The sequence below is a fragment of the Flavobacterium collinsii genome, assembly GCF_946903285.1.
GTDB lineage: Bacteria > Bacteroidota > Bacteroidia > Flavobacteriales > Flavobacteriaceae > Flavobacterium > Flavobacterium collinsii.
Window position 1 is genome coordinate 511,009 of record NZ_OX336425.1, and the last position, 16,739, is coordinate 527,747.

Below are 16,739 nucleotides of genomic sequence, written 5' to 3' on the forward strand. Positions count from 1 at the left end.
ACCTTAAACTTTGAACTAAAATACGATGAAAGATCTTTTCGGGAAAGCCATGTATGATTTCCAAACCAATAATTCACCAGAGGATATTATTACCGAAACTTCAATTTCTGAAGAAGATGAGATGAGTGTGGATTATTTATTTCGTTCGTATAACGAAATGCCTAAACTCGAACAAAAAGCATTACAACTGGCATTCGGAAAAACTTTAGATGTAGGCTGCGGAGCAGGAAGTCATAGTTTGTCTTTACAAAAGGATCGAAATCTGGACGTTACAGCGATTGACATTTCACCAAAAGCGATCGAAACCTGTAAACTGCGTGGAGTACAAAACGCCAAGGTTCAAAATATACTGGATTTTGACGAAGGAAAATTCGATACTATCATTTTATTAATGAATGGCGTTGGAATTTTTGGCAAATTAAACAACTGCAACCAATACCTGTCCAAACTTAAGTCATTATTGAACCCCGGAGGACAAATATTACTTGACAGCTCAGACATTATTTACATGTTTGACGAAGATGAAGATGGAGGAAAATGGATCCCATCAAGCAATGAGTATTATGGGGAGCTTGTTTTCAATATTTCATACAAAGGAGACAAAGAAGAACCTTTCGACTGGTTGTACCTAGACTACAATACCCTACAAAATGCTGCTAATGCCAACGGATTAAAATGCGAATTGATTCTCGAAGGCGATCATTATGATTATCTGGCCAAACTTTCTTTATAAAATGAGTAAATTATGAACGAAACAGATTTAGAAAAACTAAAATATCCCATTGGAAAATTTCAAGCTCCAAAAGATTACAATGCTGAATATATTTCCACTAATATCGCCATCATCGAATCGTTTCCGAATAAATTAAAGAAAGAAACTATTGATTTGACTGAAGAACAGCTCGACACTTCATATCGTCCTGACGGATGGACTGTTCGACAAGTAATTCACCATTGTGCCGAAAGTCACATGAACTGTTTTATCCGATTAAAATGGGCTTTAACAGAAAACAATCCGGTAATAAAGGCTTATGATGAAAAATTGTGGTCGGAGCTTCCGGATAATCTGACCATGCCGATCGAACCAACCTTACAGTTATTGGAAGGATTGCACTTTAGACTAGCCTATATCATGAAAAATCTAAGCGGGTCAGATTTAGACAAATCGTTTATTCATCCCGAAAATAATTCCGAATACTTATTAAAACAAATTATTGGAATGTATGCATGGCACAGTAACCACCATCTGGCTCATATCACCACCTTAAAAAAGAACAAAAACTGGGATTAGAACAAAATGTTTATTTGTTTCACATAGCACAGCTCCTTGTCTCGTCCTAAAAAAGCGATACAGATTATTACATAAAAATAATTAATTAAACAGTTGCAAGAACCCTCTTGCAACTGTTTTTTGTTTTATATCTTCTCATTTGAATTTGATTTTGAGAATGCATTTGATTTGGTGTTAACATGTAATTAGAATAGTGAGGTCTGAGATTATTATAAATATTGATAGATTCCTTTATTATTAAGTTTGTAATTTTTCTTTTTTGATGATACTTATCGATCATAAATTCTTGTTTTAAAATTCCATTAATTCTTTCTGCTATCGCATTTTCATAAGGATCTGAATTTTGGGTCATGCTGCATAATACTTTATTTTTCATAAGTTCTTTTTGATACTCATGTGCACAATATTGCAAACCTCTATCTGAATGATGGATTAGAGTTAATGTATTATGCGTTCTTTGCTTAAGAGCCATTTTAAGAGCTCTTAAACTACTTTGAGTATTGAGATTCTCAGCAACATAATACCCCATTATCTTTTTTGAATAAGCATCTGTGATCAAGCTTAGATAACACGGATTATCTCTTTTTCCGATATAAGTAATATCGGATACCCAAACTTGTTCAGGGCGATTTATTTCTAAATCTAAAATTCGATTTTTGTGCTTTCTAAACCGGTGATGTGAATTTGTGGTTATATGGTAACTGCGTTTAGGTTGTACCAATAAATGATTAGCTCTAAGTATATCAAAGAATTTATCTCTTCCAATCTTCATCAAATGGAGTTGATCCAATAAAAGATAATAGAGCTTTCTAGCACCTATTCTAGGCATTAATTGCCTAAGATCATTAACCATTAAAACAACTTCTTTAGCTTTATTTTGTTTAATTGTTGTTCTTTTAATTTTTCGATAATAAACCTGTCTGTCTATCCCGAACAAATAACAGGTAAATCCTATTGTTTGTTGTTCTCTTTCTTTGAAATGGGTGATTGTTCGGGCACAGAGTTTTTTCGGATATCAATATGATATTCTTTTTCCGCTAAATCAATCATCATATCAAATAAGATTGCTTTCTTGTCTGCAACAAAAGCCTGTCTTTCCAGGAGTGCCTTTTGTTTCTCTAAAAGTTTGACTTGAGCTTCAAGCTCCATAATCTTTTGTTCAGGTGTTTTTGCCATTTTCATAGAGGTTTGGTTTTCCCAATCAAAGTTACCAAATTTCCTAAGCCATTGGACAACTGTGCTTTTGCATTGGATGCCGTACTGCTTTGTAGCCTCCGTTGCTGTGAGTTCTCCGCGTTCTATTTCCTGAACAACTTGTAATTTAAAAGACATAGAGTAGTCTTTTTGTGTACGCTTTACATAGCGTATTTCTTGAGGTACTTCCATAATGATACTTTTTGTGTATCGCTATTTCAGGACTAGACACCTATTATAAAAGAAAAAATCTCTTCAATTGAAGAGATTTTTTTATATCGATTTAAGGAATATTTAAATACTTATGCGTTTGAAGTGAAACTCTCCATTTCGGATTGTTCATTACATAATCAACAATCAGAGGTGTCATTTCTTCTTTTTTACTCCATTCCGGCTGAAGAAACAATATGGCATTATCATTTACCAAATCTGCCTGCTCTTCTGCAAAAATAAAATCGTGTTTGTTGTAAATAATCACTTTTAACTCATGTGCATTATCATATACGGTTTGAGTTGGCAGTTTATTCTTTTTAGGAGAAAGGCAAATCCAATCCCAGGTTCCAGTTAACGGATACGCGCCTGAGGTTTCAATATGAACTTTCAATTTTTTATTCTTCAACTCCTGGGTCAACAAACTCATATCCCAAGTTAAAGGCTCACCTCCAGTAATCACTACAGTATCAGCTTGACTTGACGCATTATTTACAATTAAATCAATACTCGTTGGCGGATGTAACTCAGCATTCCAACTTTCCTTCACATCGCACCAGTGACAACCAACATCACAACCTCCAATTCGTATAAAGTAAGCAGCTGTTCCGGTATGAAAACCTTCCCCTTGAATGGTATAAAATTCTTCCATCAAAGGCAACATAGCTCCTTTATTTACTTCTAATTGTATTTCTTTTGATAACATTATTTTATTTTAAAGTGCAAAGATAGTCAATTAAATACGGAACAAAAAAAACCGATAGTTCAAAGAAACTATCGGTTATTCATTTAATTAAAAACTTATATTATTTTAAAGTTTTTACAGATTGTGTTGCGTAAGCATTTGTAGGATCTAAAGCTAAAGTTTTATTAAAATACTCAACCGCTTTTACTTTATCCGTATTAGCATAACTAGCACCTATACTGTTGTAAGCCTCCACTACTTTTTTCACTGTAGCTGGTTTAGCCAATTCTTCAGCTCCTTTAGCAGTGATACTTGTAACATATTCTCCGTAGTTTTTAATGATCAAATCATCTTTCTCCAACAAGTTATTGATTCTTCCTTTATACAAGTAAGCTTCACTATAAGATGGAGAAGCTTCTAATATTCTATCAAAAGCAGCTTCAGCTTTTCCTAAAGCAACAGCATCTGCAGCACCATTCGTTTTATTTGCGTTCGCATAATAAAGAGAAATACCGTAGTAAATATTATCATCTAAATAGTTTTTAGACTCTTTATTAGTTGTTCCAAGCTCTAAAACAGCCGCTGCCTGAGTAAATTGTTTCTTTCCAAACAAAGCTTTTCCTAAATCAGAAAGTTCTTCCACTACTAAAGGCTCTAATTCAATAGCTTTTTTGATATCTGCTAAACCAGCATCAAACGAAGCCTGATCTACAGTTCCGTCTGCAGCAGTTCCTTTTTTAATTTTAGACAAACCTAAATACAAATAATCTCTACCAATTACTTTATTAGAAGGTACTTTGATATAATCTTCAATAGATTTGATAGCTACGTCAACATTTCCGTTCTCATAAGCAGCATAACCTAAATATCTAAAAATTCTAGGATTTACTTTATCTTCTGCAATCATCTTGTTCGCAACAGTCTCTAAACTCTTATAATCTTTAACCAGAATTAAGAAATCAGCATGACGCATTTTAGAATCTAAAGAGTAATCCGTAAGATTTAAATACTTCTCATAGTTTGTAATTGCATTTTGCATATTTACTTTAGAAGTAGATGGTTTATTTCTACCCCATTTGTAATAGGTCTCAGCCAATTCTCTGTAAACAGGTCCGTAGTTAGCATTCAAAGCGATTACTTCATTAAAAGATTTGATCGCCTCATCATAAGACTTAGCCCCTTTCAACAAAACTCCCAATTGCATTTTTGCTCTCAAAAGTGTCGGATCTGCAGTAAACGCATCACGGTATGCTTTGTACGCATCGTTTTGATTGTTTGCTCCATAATACGCATCACCAATAGCCAAAAGTGCAGTTGCATTTTGAGGATCAATTAATAAAGCACGTTTCAGAGTAGCAATCGCATTTGCATAGTCTGGCGAAGTAGAATTCATATATGCTCTACCGATGTAAATAAACTCCTCTACATCTTTACGCTTCATATCTTTTATCGCCAAACCAAAGTTTGCCTGAGCAGCAGCAGTATTTTTTGTATCAAGATCCAACTGACCTAATCCTATATAACTTAAGTTTTTCTTATCTGACGCCTGTAAACCATTTGCAAAGTAAATTTTAGCAGAATCAATAATTGCCTGATTTAAATACACATTACCTAAAACAAAATTAGCTTCTCCGTCAGAAGGTTTTGCTTTGATGATTGATTTTAGCAATGATTTTGCTTTTTGAAATTGCTCAGCGTCTATTGCCTTTTTAGCTTCTTTGATATCTTGCGCTTTTGCAACAGTAGCTGAAGCAACTAAGGCAAGACTAAAAATTTTAAATTTATTCATCTCTAATTGTAATTAATTTATTCTTTCTCTTTTACTATTTGACTCCTTATTATAAGCTTTCTTCCAGGAGATCTAACTGGTAACAAACCAGATTTTAAAACTATCCTTTGTCCAATATCACCAGCAATAAAGGATGCAAACCCCATACCCAAACCAGAGTAACCCTGGCAATTTACAATAAACAAATCACGTGCCAAAGGATATTTTTCTTCGGCAAGATCATTTTGAGTAGGACTGTAATATTGATTACTATTTAGCCCTTTAACACTCAATACATTTATTTTCTTAACCACACCTGCCATGCTTGGTGAGGGCTGAGAGAGCCAATTTACACCAACTACCCCAATCATACCATCATTCTCAGACACAAATTTAATAACTTCGTCGTTTGTCTTAAAGGAAAAAACACCTTTTGCAGGAATATCTTTTACTTTAGCCAACTCCTTCATATAACGCACCGTACTTGAGTTTGGATTATCAAATACAAGTCCTTTAATTCTTGTATCAGGTTTACCCTGCATAAAATCGATTACCGTTTTCAACGCTATTAATGTATCATTATTGCCTTTGTTCGAAATAAAAGCAATTGCATCTGTCGCAAAAGGGGTAACTCTAGGTTTAATTTTACTTTTTTCAAATTTAGCTAGTTCTTCTTTAGTCAAATTTCTTGTAGTTATTACCACTTTAGCTTTCTGATTTAACAAATCATTGATAAGCTCTCCTTCTGACTTAGGTTTAACTGTAAATTTAGCATCGGAATAGGTTCCTTCAAAAACCGCCACCTGATCATCTACAATAGGCTTTACAGTTTCATCAACAGTAATATCAATCGATCCTTTTAAAATTGTTTCATTATCAACTTCATTCTTGCTTTTTTGGTTGCACATCGCAAACAAAAAAACAAAAACAATTAAGCCTGCAATTTTACTATACTTTAACATAATTATTCTGATTTTGAATTAATTAATCTCAAAAAACGAATTGCTGAATACACTATCAATAATCCCCCAAAAGCATATCTGTATTTAGGTTCCATTTCCAGCGGAAGTTTCTCCCAAAACATAATCATTAAACCGAGTACAAGATATATTAAAAAAAACAGTATTCCTAAAACAAGAAGAAATCGCTCTTTGAGCGATTTCTTCTGAATATTATTAAGCATATTTTTTAACATTATTCTGCAGATTGAATAGTAATAGGCAGAGAGTAAAGTACTCTAACTTTTTTACCATTTTGCTCGCCAGGAGTCCATTTCGGGCACTTTTTAAGAACACGAATCGCTTCTGCTCCTGTACCGTAACCGATATCCCTTAAAACTTTAATGTCGGTTAATGAACCGTCTTTTTCAACTACAAAAGTAACATAAACTTTACCTTTTAAACCTTCTTCTTCCGGAGTCTTGTAATTGTTTCCTACGAATTTGTAGAATTTTTCAATTCCTCCCGGGAAGTCTGGTTTTACCTCGATACCTGCAGTGTTATAAACATTGTTATCTTCCTGAATGATCTCAGTAACCGGTCCTTTACCAACTGGCTCATCCACAGTTAAAACTGCATCCGGATCACCTTTGATAGTTTCGTTACCGATTTTCTTGTCTTTAAGTTCCACAATTTTTGGTGGTTCCTCGGTAATTTCTTCAGTCTTAGCAACAACAGGCTTCACGAACTTCACCTGATCCACTTTCGGTGGTGGTGGTGGTGGTGGTGGCGTGTTAGGCTTTACTTCCTCTTTTTTAGGAGGTAATTTTATCTTAGTAAGCTTAATCTCGTTCGCTACCACATCATCTTTAGATTCTGGTATTAAACTCACAATAAGAGGAGCTGCAACTGCTAAGCTAAATATAACAGAACCGATGATAAGTGCTCTTACCGTAGTTTTATTATTTGATTTTCTTAACTCATATGCACCGTATATCTTATTACGTCCTTCGAATACGATATCAAGCCACTGATTTTTTATAATATCTAATTTCATTTTTCTCGATTATTAGGTTATTAAAAAAATAAAAAATTATTTTTTCTCTAACAATTCTTTCTCTTTAGGAAGAAAATCATTAACAATAGCATAAGTTTCAACTCCAGTAATCGCCATTTCATCCAAAATGTCAACTAGATTTTTATACTTCGATTTCTTACCTGGCTTGATGATCACAATAATCCCTTTAGCTTTAGTTCCAGTATATTCAATTACTGATTTTTTACGAGCTAATAATTCTCTACGAATTCCATCTTTACCATATGCAATATCTTTCGGCCCAGCAATAGGACTATCAAGCAATCCCATATAATAGACAAGCTTATTATTCTCACCCATCATAATAGTCAAGGTTCTCTTCTCATCGACTTTTATGTCTTTGTTCTTAGTCTCGTCTTCATCTTTATCTGGCAAACCTAAGGGCATCGCTTGAGGTTTAGACAACGTAGTGGTCAACATAAAGAACGTGATCAATAAGAAAGCCAAATCTACCATTGCCGTTAAATCGACTTTAGAATTTTGCTTTTTACTTCTTACTTTACCACCTTTTCCGCCACCACCGTCGCCGGTATTTAATTCAGCCATTTTAGTGTATATTTTTTAATTAAAAGTCTTTTCCTCTCATACCTGTAACCAAGCTAAAGGTATTGATTTTCTGATCTTGCAAAATATCCATAATCTTTTTAATTTGTGGATAATCTTCTTTTGCATCTCCTTTTATCGCAATTTGCAATTCTTTAGTTCCTCCGCTAAGATCAATTGCTGCTCTTCTAGAAACCAACAACCATTCTTTTAATTGATTATCTAAAGAATCTATAGGAATTCCAGGCTGAGGCGCTTTGGCTCTATCAGCAGCTTTCATTTCAATGATTTGCTTCAAATTAGCCAACGGCACACCGAAATCATCCATTAATGCAAATTCCGCTTTATCATCTTCTGAAAATTCCACACCTAATTTTGCCGACATACCGTTAAGAGTTTCTTTACGTAACTCTCTCCCTTTTAGGTCAAAAAACACTTTACTGATTCCATCTTTTCCTTTACCAATAGTAATAATTGCTAAATCTGAATCTGGCAACTTAGTTAGTACTGTAGAAGAAGGCGTATCAACAGGAAGTGCCTCAGGCACTTTAGCGGTAGCGGTCAAAATAAAGAACGTAAGCAAAAGGAATGCAACATCACACATCGCAGTCATATCTGTCGATGTCGACTTTTTTTTCATTTTTAATTTAGCCATTCTCTTTTATTTTTTTTTGATATAATTAATTGTACTTATTAAATATTCAAAAATTAATTATTGTTTCAAACTTCCTCTGAATTTTCTGTAAGTGTTTACAATAGTAACAGCAGCCTCATCGATAGAATAAGTTAAATCGTCAATTTTACCTGTAAAGAAGTTATAAGAAACGATTGCGAAGATTGAAGTAGAGATACCTGTTGCAGTGTTGATAAGTGCTTCAGAAATACCTGTTGCAAGTACAGCCTGGTCTGGAGTTCCAGCAGTAGCTATCGCACCAAACGCTTTAATCATACCTGATACAGTTCCTAATAATCCTCCTAAAGTTCCTAATGATACTAAAGTAGAGATGATAGTCAAGTTTTTCTCTAACATTGGCATTTCTAATGAAGTTGCCTCTTCGATTTCTTTGTGGATTACTTCTGAAGCTTCTTCACTATTGAAACCTTCTTTTTTAACGTCTTGGTATTTAATCAACGCAGATTTAATTGCATTTGCAACTGAACCTTGTTGTTTGTCACATGCAGCGATAGCAGCTTCAATGTTTCCTTCTTTAATATTTCCTTGAACATTTTTCATGAATGTATCTAAATTAGCTTTTCCAGCTGCTTTACCGATAACAATGAATCTTTCAATAGAAAAAACAACAACCATTAAAAGCATACCTAATAAAACTGGTACGATAAAACCTCCTTTATATACCATTCCTAAAGTATTAATCGGGTGACCTGTTTCTGGATTTCCTCCTTCAAAGTTAGCTGAATCCCCCATAATGAACTTCCAGATTAACCATCCTACAAAAACACATGCTGCAATAATGATTCCTGAAATCATTCCTCCTCCATTTGAAGTGCTTTCTTTTTTAACTTTAACGTTTGCCATTTTTTTTAATTTTAATAGTTTTAAATAATTTTATTTTTTAGTTATATTTAACTTGTAGAGGAGCAAATTTATACGTTTAGTTTAAATAAAAAAACTTTTTTTAATTTAATTGAAGGAAATTTAACGTCAATTTAAAAAATATCTCATTAAATTGCTGACATCATTTTTTAGATAAAACAAAAAAAAGGACTAATAATGGGAAAATTACAACGTTTTAGTAAATATTCAAACAATCCTTTGATATCTTCTTAAAAAGTTGCGAAATTATTTTTTATATATTTTTCAACCAAAAAAGGCTTTTTCTTACTAAAAATAAAGAACCAAAAATGTTAAAAAACCAAGCAATACTCTTATAATCATCTAAATTACAAATAAAAACATGAATAAAAAAGACAATTTCATTCAAGATATAAATAATGGTTATCTTTCTAAGGGCGACAGCATCATCCTTGGCAGTGCCATTCTGGACGGGGAACCACTTGGAGAAGCTCATGTCAAAATCCCACTGAAAACATTAAACCGTCACGGATTAATTGCCGGCGCTACCGGAACAGGAAAAACCAAAACGATACAGGTTTTCTCTGAACAACTTTCGAATGTAGGAATTCCTGTTTTGATGATGGACATAAAAGGAGATTTTAGCGGAATTGCGGAAAAAGGCAAAGAAGAGGGTTTTATAACAGAACGTCATGCCAAAATAAACATACCTTATAATGTATCTTCTTTTCCAGTTGAATTAATGTCACTTTCCAAACAAAATGGAGTTCGTTTAAGAGCTACGGTTTCTGAGTTCGGCCCGGTTCTTTTTTCCAGGATTCTAGACTTAAATGATACACAGGCAGGTGTAGTAGCCGTTATTTTTAAATATTGCGACGACAATAAAATGCCACTGCTGGATTTAAAAGATATCAAGAAGGTTCTCAATTATATTACCGAAGAAGGCAAAGATGAAATAGCCGCCAATTATGGCAAAATCTCAACCGCAACTACCGGAACTATTCTAAGAAAAATAATCGAACTGGAACAACAAGGCGGTGATTTGTTCTTTGGAGAACTTTCTTTTGAAATTGATGATTTAATGCGAATTGACGAAAATGGAAAAGGATATGTAAACATTATCCGATTGACAGATATTCAGGACAAGCCTAAATTGTTCTCGACTTTTATGTTGAGTTTACTGGCCGAAATTTATCAGACAATGCCGGAAAAAGGAGATGTAGTACAACCGGAACTGGTGATTTTTATTGATGAAGCACATTTGATTTTTAACGAAGCCAGCAAGGCACTTTTGGAACAAATCGAAACAATCGTAAAACTAATTCGTTCTAAAGGTGTTGGAATTTATTTTGTAACCCAAAATCCGATGGATGTTCCGAGTGGCGTATTGGCGCAATTGGGTTTAAAAATTCAGCATGCGTTACGGGCTTTTACTGCCAATGACCGTCAGGCGATTAAAAAAACAGCAGACAATTATCCAACTTCACCTTATTATAAGACCGATGAGCTATTAACCAGTTTGGGAATCGGAGAAGCTTTGGTAACAGCCTTAAATGAAAAAGGCATCCCTACTCCTCTTGTCGCTACTATGATGCGCGCACCAATGAGTCGAATGGATGTTTTAACTCCGGACGAAATTGAAGCGATCAACAGTAAATCAAAACTGGTTAAAAAGTATGTTGAGGAAATAGATCGCGAAAGCGCCTACGAAATTCTAAACAAAAAGATTGAAGAGGCCACGCAAGCAGCCGCACAGCAAGAGGAAGAAACACCAGCAAAATCATCTAAGTCCGAACCGAGTACAGCAAGCGTTGTTGGAAAATCAGTTTTAAAAGTGGTTACAAGTGCCACTTTTATAAGAGGTGTTTTTGGGGTTCTATCCAAAATGTTTAAGAAATAACAATTATCAATGGCAGTGGCAATGTCAAAAATCAATGTCAATTTTAAATTGTTTTTTGACATTGATTTCTGATATTGATTTCTGATATTGATTTCTGATATTGATTTCTGATATTGATATTAATCTATTTTTGTAGTAATTCGAGAATTTTATGCTCTACTTCGGGCGTGTCCCATATATTTTCGATATTGTCGATTCGCAATATTTGTTCCATAATTACATTTTGAAAATCTCCAATAGCCAGTGCCTCGCTGTAAGGTCGATCGCTAAAAGTTACACGGCTGTAAAGTGGTATCCATTTATCAGGATGTTTGTCTGAGAATGCTTTTTCAATTTTCTTTTGTAATAAGAATTTCTCATCGGCCGTTTTAGTACTCATTTCCATAAAATTGCGATAGGATAATTCGGCAATTGCATCGGCATTTGGTTTACGTGAAATCTGATATTCAGCAAAGACTTTCTTCCAGTCGTCTCCGTATTTTTCGATCATTTCATTTAAAACCGTAATATCTTCAAAACCTGCATTCATACCTTGTCCATAAAAAGGAACAATAGCATGACAGGCATCTCCTATCAAAGCAATTTTATCTTCGTATGTCCACGGAAAACATTTCATAGTTACCAAGGTACTTGTTGGATTCTTAAAGAAATCATTTGCCAGTTCGGGAATTACTTCGATCGAATCCGGGAAGTTTTTCGTGAAGAAATCCTCCACCATTTTACGATCTGTAAGCGAAGCAAATGAATTTTTACCCTCAAAAGGCATAAACAAAGTACAGGTAAAACTTCCATCCAAATTAGGAAGTGCAATTAACATGTATTCTCCACGTGGCCAGATATGGAAAGAATTTTTATCTAATTTATGTGATGCATCAGCATTTGCAGGAATATTCAATTCTTTGTAACCCATATTCAAAAATTCCTGTGAATAATTGAACATGCTCTGACGCTGCATTCTGTGTCTGATTCTCGAAAAAGCACCATCGGCACCAAAAACCATATCGTATTTTTTCTCTTCCCATTCTCCTCTTTCGGTTTCCCCTATGTGCAAAGTAGCATCATTTAGAGTTACGTCCCAGATTTTTTGTTCAAAAAGAAATTCTGCTCCCGCTTCTTCGGCAAGGTCAATCATTTTGCGATTGAGCGTTCCTCTGGAAATGGAATAAATCGATTCACCTTCCTGTCCATAATTCTGAAAATTGAGTTTATCGACTAAATGAATGGCTCGTTTGTCCATCGGAATAGCGATTTCCCGCACAGCATCTCCTACACCAACACCATCGAGTGCTTTCCATCCCCGGTTGGACATTGCCAGATTAATAGAACGACCCGAAAAATTAATTTTGCGAATATCAGGACTACGATCATAAACATGAACGGTGTGACCTGCTTTTTTAAGATAAATTGCCAATAGCGATCCTACTAATCCGGAACCGACAACAGCAATTTTTAGTGAAGTTTGCATCAAGGAAAATCTAAATATAAGATCGTAAAAATAAGTAATAATTGTACATAAGCTTTAAAATAAACAAATTATTTACTGTAACGACTCACAACGGTTTCGATTTTTCTCAGGATTTGGAGTTGTTCTAAAAATATAACAAAATGTTATTTTATTCAGTTTATCTAGAAAAATTAAACTCTTACTTTCGTATTCCGTTTTACCTTAATATATATCAAAATCATGCACAGCAAAATTCTACAATCAGAAATTATTCTGGAAAACGAAAAAGTAGTATTAATTCCGTTTGAAAACCAAAGAAACAGTGAACTCAAAGAAATCACTTTTGACGATGCTATCTGGAAATACATGGGCATGTACGTTCGGGATGAAAAAGATTTTGAAAGCTACATTCAAAATACCTTAGCGCAAAAAGCCGCCGGAATTTGTTATCCTTTTTTAATTGTTGATAAAGCGTCCAACAAGGTTGCCGGAAGTACAAGATACGGCTACCTTAATCATGCCAGTCAAAAATGTGAAATTGGCTGGACCTGGTACGGGAAACAATTTCAGGGAACAGGTTTAAACAAAGCCTGTAAGTTTGAGTTGCTCAATTTTGGATTTGAAAACATCCAATTCCGCAGGATCCAGTTCAGTGCCGATCTCGAAAACAAAAAATCGCAACGGGCAATTGAAAAATTAGGTGCCACAAAAGAAGGTGTTTTCAGGAACAATTATATCGATTCGGAAGGAAAGAGCAAAGATGATGTGTATTACAGTATTATTTCCGAGGAATGGGAAGCTGTTAAAACGGAATATTTTCCTGAATTTATATAGGAAAACCGCCTCAACTATTGTGATAGAAAAATGGTATTTTAGCTTATTCTAAAATACTTTTTCTATGACTGAATTGCAGACCATATATCAAAGAACCATAAAATTTGCCGCAAAAAAACATGCCGACCAAAATCAGGTAATTCCCGGAACTAACTTACCTTATGTTGTTCATTTAAGCAATGTAACAATGGAAATTCTATTGGCTTCGCAAAACACAGCGTCATTTAATACTGCATTTGCAATTCAAATTGCATTACTACACGATATTCTTGAAGATACCCAAACTACATTTGGAGAACTTACAGCGGAATTTGATGAAGAAATTGCTCAGGCTGTTCTGGCCTTAACAAAGAATTCTAAAATCCCTAAAGAAGAAAGAATGGCCGATAGTCTAACCCGAATTAAAGAGTTATCAAAAGAGGTATGGGCTGTGAAATTAGCTGATCGAATAACTAATTTACAGGTTCCACCAAAAAACTGGAGTGTGGAAAAGATAAAAGAATATCAGCAACAAGCTATACAAATCCTAAACACGTTAAAAGGCGGCAACGCTTATTTAGAAAAAAGACTCTCAGAACGAATTCAAAATTATTTAACGTATTGTACCGTTGAAGAATTATAGGCAACAACTCATCAAAACATAATCTCAAAATGAATCTATATTCAGAACATTATGTAAGCGAAAAAAGCGAGCGGTTTGTTAATAAAATTTGGTGTCTGGACAATGGCAATGGCGAAACCATAATTGAAAACAAACTCGTTTTACCCAACGGCTGTTTTAATCTTGCTATTGTCAGCGGGACCTCGATAGAAGTTCACACGAGTAAGCAAAAATATGAGATGAATGAAGGATTCTACTTTTGTTCGCAAATGACGAATAAGGTTTTGGTTAATATCAGGCCTAAAACCAAAGTTACCATCATTCAGTTACAACCCTGGACGCTTTCAATGTTTCCTCAATATGATTTGAGCAATTTTAGCGATTCTATTATCAAAATCAATCCGATCGAACTGCCTTTTTCCGCTAAAACAGCTTATAACTTAAGCAATGACATTTCGGTATTGCTGACGATACTAAATGCCTATTTCGAGGAATTAAGTTTTACAAACCCTGACAAGAATACCATCGAAAGAATCTGTGAGATCATTAAACTTCGCAATGAGGAAATTTCGGTTTCAGAAATTGGAGAAGAATTAAAAGTCTCTCAGCGTTTGTTGCAGATTAAATTTAAAACAGCAACCGGACTTACCATTAAAAAATACATCCAGATTCTGAAATTCAGAAAATCGATCGACCAAATGGTCAATTCTGATTTAGAAAAACTCAGTCTGACTGAGGTTGCACTTTACAACAAGTATTTTGATCAGTCGCATTTTATAAAACAATTTAAAGGGGTTATGAAAACGACTCCCAAAACGTTCAACTCTAGTTTATATTTTCTTTCTAAAAAAAGATAGGATTTCGCATTTGTACAATTTTTAGATTTTAGATTGCAGTACTATTGCACCATCATCAATCAACCAAACCAATATAAAATGAAAACCAATCCATCTATTTTTCAATTAAAAGTTTTTTTAATTGCAATGTTCCTTTTCCAGTTCCAAACCGGATTTTCTCAGGAAAAAAAAGGTTCCGAATTATACCAAACGATTATGTCAAGAGACAGTCTTCTTTTTAATGTCGGTTTTAATACCTGCGACATCAGCCAGTTTGAAAATCTTTACACTGACGACTTTGAATTTTATCATGATAGAGATGGTCCTTCTGACAAGGCCACCTTTTTAGTCAACCTCAAAAAAGGTTTGTGCCGTTCTGTTGAAACGTACAAAGCAAGAAGATATCTGGTTCCGGGCAGTACCGAAGTTTATCCACTTTATAATAAAGGCGTATTGTATGGTGCGGTCCAAATGGGAATTCACCAATTTTATGAAAAATCAATAGGGAAAAACGAATCTTTTGCAGATGCCAAAGAAAAATTTGGCAGCACCGCGCGATTTACACACGTCTGGCTTTTAGCAAATGGCGTTTGGAAACTCAAAAGATCATTTAGTTACGATCACCAATATGTCAGTACTGCGGGTACCAAATCAGATATCTTTGACAACGATGCCGAAATTAAAAAATGGCTGGTACAAAACAATATTCCGGCACTAGGAATTGGTCTGATCAACGATGGAAAATTACAGGAAGTAAAAGTATTTGGCGAACTCAAAAAAGGAGTTGCAGCACCTTATAATACGATTTGGAATGTAGCTTCTTTAACCAAGCCTGTTACTGCAATGGTAACTTTGAAATTAGTTAGTTCCGGAAAATGGGATCTCGACGAACCTCTTTATAAATACTGGACTGATCCCGATATTGCAAACGATCCAAATACTAAATTGCTAACGACCCGAATTATCTTAAGTCATCAAACCGGTTTTCCTAACTGGAGGTTCATGAACAAATCAGGCAAACTGGATTTTAAATTTAAACCCGGCACAAAATACCAATATTCAGGAGAAGGCTTAGAATATTTGAGGAGAGCATTAGAGAAGAAATTTCATAAAACACTGGATCAATTAGCCGGTGAATTAATTTTCAAACCTTTAAAAATGAATGACACACAATTGGTTTGGAACGATAAAATTGATTTGTCGATATATGCCATTGGTTACGACAATAAAGGGAATGCTTATGAACCTACTAAAAACAAAACCGCAAATGCTGCCGATGATTTACTAACGACTATTGAAGATTACGGAACATTCTTATGCAGCGTCATGAACAGCGACGGGTTGAGTAAAAAGGTTTTCGAAGACATGACTTCTCATCAGGTTCAAACCAAAAAAAATAAGTACTTCGGACTGGGTTTTGAAATTTATGATTTAGGAGATAACGATTATGCTTTATCGCATGGCGGAGCTGATCAGGGTGTTCAAACCATTTTCTTATTACTTCCAAAAACCAAACAAGGTCTGATTATTTTCACCAATGTTGATGATGGTTATAAGGTTTATGAAAAGATTGTAACGCATTATTTTGGTGAAAAGGGTCAGAAAATAATTGATATAGAAACGAAATAAATCTATGCTAAAGTTATTTATCCTTATTGTGCAATTTTTAGGTGAAGTGCTATTCGCTTAAACCAACTCAGCTATTTTAGAGATACAGATCGCAGAGAAGGAATTCATCCTCATCGAGGAACAAAAAATAAAGATTGAAGAGTAAAGAAAATTGTTAGTTATGAGCATAGACCTGTAAAATAGTAGCATTCGGTCCGTGCTCTCCCGCTAGTGTGTTAAAAAAAAGATAAAAAAAG

The 16,739-nt window shown here is 34.5% G+C and carries 18 protein-coding genes; 7 read left to right on the forward strand and 11 right to left on the reverse strand.

The annotated features are described in order from the left end of the window. Window positions 1-25 precede the first annotated feature (25 nt). Both OGZ34_RS02355 and OGZ34_RS02360 read left to right on the forward strand, forming a co-directional pair. Window positions 26-733, forward strand: coding sequence for a class I SAM-dependent methyltransferase (locus OGZ34_RS02355; RefSeq protein WP_263362012.1), 708 nt, complete (start codon window positions 26-28; stop codon window positions 731-733). Between the two features lie 12 nt (window positions 734-745). Then, complete coding sequence (locus OGZ34_RS02360) at window positions 746-1,291, forward strand: YfiT family bacillithiol transferase (protein ID WP_263362013.1); 546 nt, start codon at window positions 746-748, stop codon at window positions 1,289-1,291. A gap of 85 nt (window positions 1,292-1,376) precedes the next feature. Here OGZ34_RS02360 and OGZ34_RS02365 read toward each other — a convergent pair whose 3' ends face one another. The 10 genes from OGZ34_RS02365 to OGZ34_RS02410 all read right to left on the reverse strand — a co-directional run bounded on the left by OGZ34_RS02365 (window position 1,377) and on the right by OGZ34_RS02410 (window position 9,262). Then, window positions 1,377-2,228 carry an IS3 family transposase gene (locus OGZ34_RS02365; RefSeq protein ID WP_217427675.1) on the reverse strand — a complete coding sequence of 284 codons (852 nt, stop codon included), beginning with the start codon at window positions 2,226-2,228 and terminating at the stop codon, window positions 1,377-1,379. A 14-nt stretch (window positions 2,229-2,242) separates the two neighbouring features. Further along, complete coding sequence (locus tag OGZ34_RS02370; protein WP_263360326.1) at window positions 2,243-2,677, reverse strand: helix-turn-helix domain-containing protein; 435 nt, start codon at window positions 2,675-2,677, stop codon at window positions 2,243-2,245. A gap of 91 nt (window positions 2,678-2,768) precedes the next feature. Next, window positions 2,769-3,401 carry a 7-carboxy-7-deazaguanine synthase QueE gene (locus OGZ34_RS02375; protein ID WP_263362014.1) on the reverse strand — a complete coding sequence of 211 codons (633 nt, stop codon included), beginning with the start codon at window positions 3,399-3,401 and terminating at the stop codon, window positions 2,769-2,771. Between the two features lie 100 nt (window positions 3,402-3,501). Beyond that, entirely contained in the window at window positions 3,502-5,169 is a 1,668-nt protein-coding gene (locus tag OGZ34_RS02380; protein WP_263362015.1) for a tetratricopeptide repeat protein, read from the reverse strand. Window positions 5,170-5,186: 17 nt separating this feature from the next. Then, entirely contained in the window at window positions 5,187-6,110 is a 924-nt protein-coding gene (locus OGZ34_RS02385; protein ID WP_263362016.1) for a PstS family phosphate ABC transporter substrate-binding protein, read from the reverse strand. A gap of 2 nt (window positions 6,111-6,112) precedes the next feature. Continuing rightward, entirely contained in the window at window positions 6,113-6,343 is a 231-nt protein-coding gene (locus tag OGZ34_RS02390) for a hypothetical protein (RefSeq protein WP_246253210.1), read from the reverse strand. After that, a complete protein-coding gene (locus OGZ34_RS02395) occupies window positions 6,343-7,143 on the reverse strand; it encodes an energy transducer TonB (RefSeq protein WP_263362017.1) in 801 nt (266 codons plus the stop codon). The genes OGZ34_RS02390 and OGZ34_RS02395 overlap by 1 nt, the downstream gene beginning before the upstream one ends. 36 nt (window positions 7,144-7,179) lie before the next feature. Continuing rightward, on the reverse strand, window positions 7,180-7,728 hold the full coding sequence (locus OGZ34_RS02400; protein WP_263362018.1) for an ExbD/TolR family protein: 549 nt from the start codon (window positions 7,726-7,728) through the stop codon (window positions 7,180-7,182). Between the two features lie 19 nt (window positions 7,729-7,747). Next, window positions 7,748-8,380, reverse strand: a complete 633-nt coding sequence (locus OGZ34_RS02405; RefSeq protein ID WP_173965919.1) for an ExbD/TolR family protein — start codon at window positions 8,378-8,380, stop codon at window positions 7,748-7,750. A gap of 57 nt (window positions 8,381-8,437) precedes the next feature. Continuing rightward, window positions 8,438-9,262: a MotA/TolQ/ExbB proton channel family protein gene (locus OGZ34_RS02410; RefSeq protein WP_173965920.1), complete on the reverse strand. Its 825-nt coding sequence runs from the start codon at window positions 9,260-9,262 to the stop codon at window positions 8,438-8,440. Between the two features lie 379 nt (window positions 9,263-9,641). Between OGZ34_RS02410 and OGZ34_RS02415 the strand changes: the two genes are divergently transcribed. Next, on the forward strand, window positions 9,642-11,159 hold the full coding sequence (locus OGZ34_RS02415) for a DUF853 domain-containing protein (RefSeq protein WP_263362019.1): 1,518 nt from the start codon (window positions 9,642-9,644) through the stop codon (window positions 11,157-11,159). 124 nt (window positions 11,160-11,283) lie between these two features. Here OGZ34_RS02415 and OGZ34_RS02420 read toward each other — a convergent pair whose 3' ends face one another. Then, entirely contained in the window at window positions 11,284-12,624 is a 1,341-nt protein-coding gene (locus OGZ34_RS02420; RefSeq protein WP_263362020.1) for an FAD-dependent oxidoreductase, read from the reverse strand. 219 nt (window positions 12,625-12,843) lie between these two features. On the opposite strand from OGZ34_RS02420, the gene OGZ34_RS02425 reads away from it, so the two are divergent. From OGZ34_RS02425 to OGZ34_RS02440, 4 genes are all read left to right on the forward strand, one after another. Continuing rightward, entirely contained in the window at window positions 12,844-13,437 is a 594-nt protein-coding gene (locus OGZ34_RS02425) for a GNAT family N-acetyltransferase (protein ID WP_263362021.1), read from the forward strand. 64 nt (window positions 13,438-13,501) lie between these two features. Beyond that, window positions 13,502-14,059: an HD domain-containing protein gene (locus tag OGZ34_RS02430; protein ID WP_263362022.1), complete on the forward strand. Its 558-nt coding sequence runs from the start codon at window positions 13,502-13,504 to the stop codon at window positions 14,057-14,059. Window positions 14,060-14,088: 29 nt separating this feature from the next. Then, entirely contained in the window at window positions 14,089-14,895 is an 807-nt protein-coding gene (locus OGZ34_RS02435; RefSeq protein WP_263362023.1) for a helix-turn-helix domain-containing protein, read from the forward strand. 78 nt (window positions 14,896-14,973) lie between these two features. Continuing rightward, window positions 14,974-16,503 (forward strand): class A beta-lactamase-related serine hydrolase, encoded by a 1,530-nt coding sequence (locus OGZ34_RS02440; RefSeq protein ID WP_263362024.1) that lies wholly within the window; start codon window positions 14,974-14,976, stop codon window positions 16,501-16,503. Window positions 16,504-16,739 lie beyond the last annotated feature (236 nt).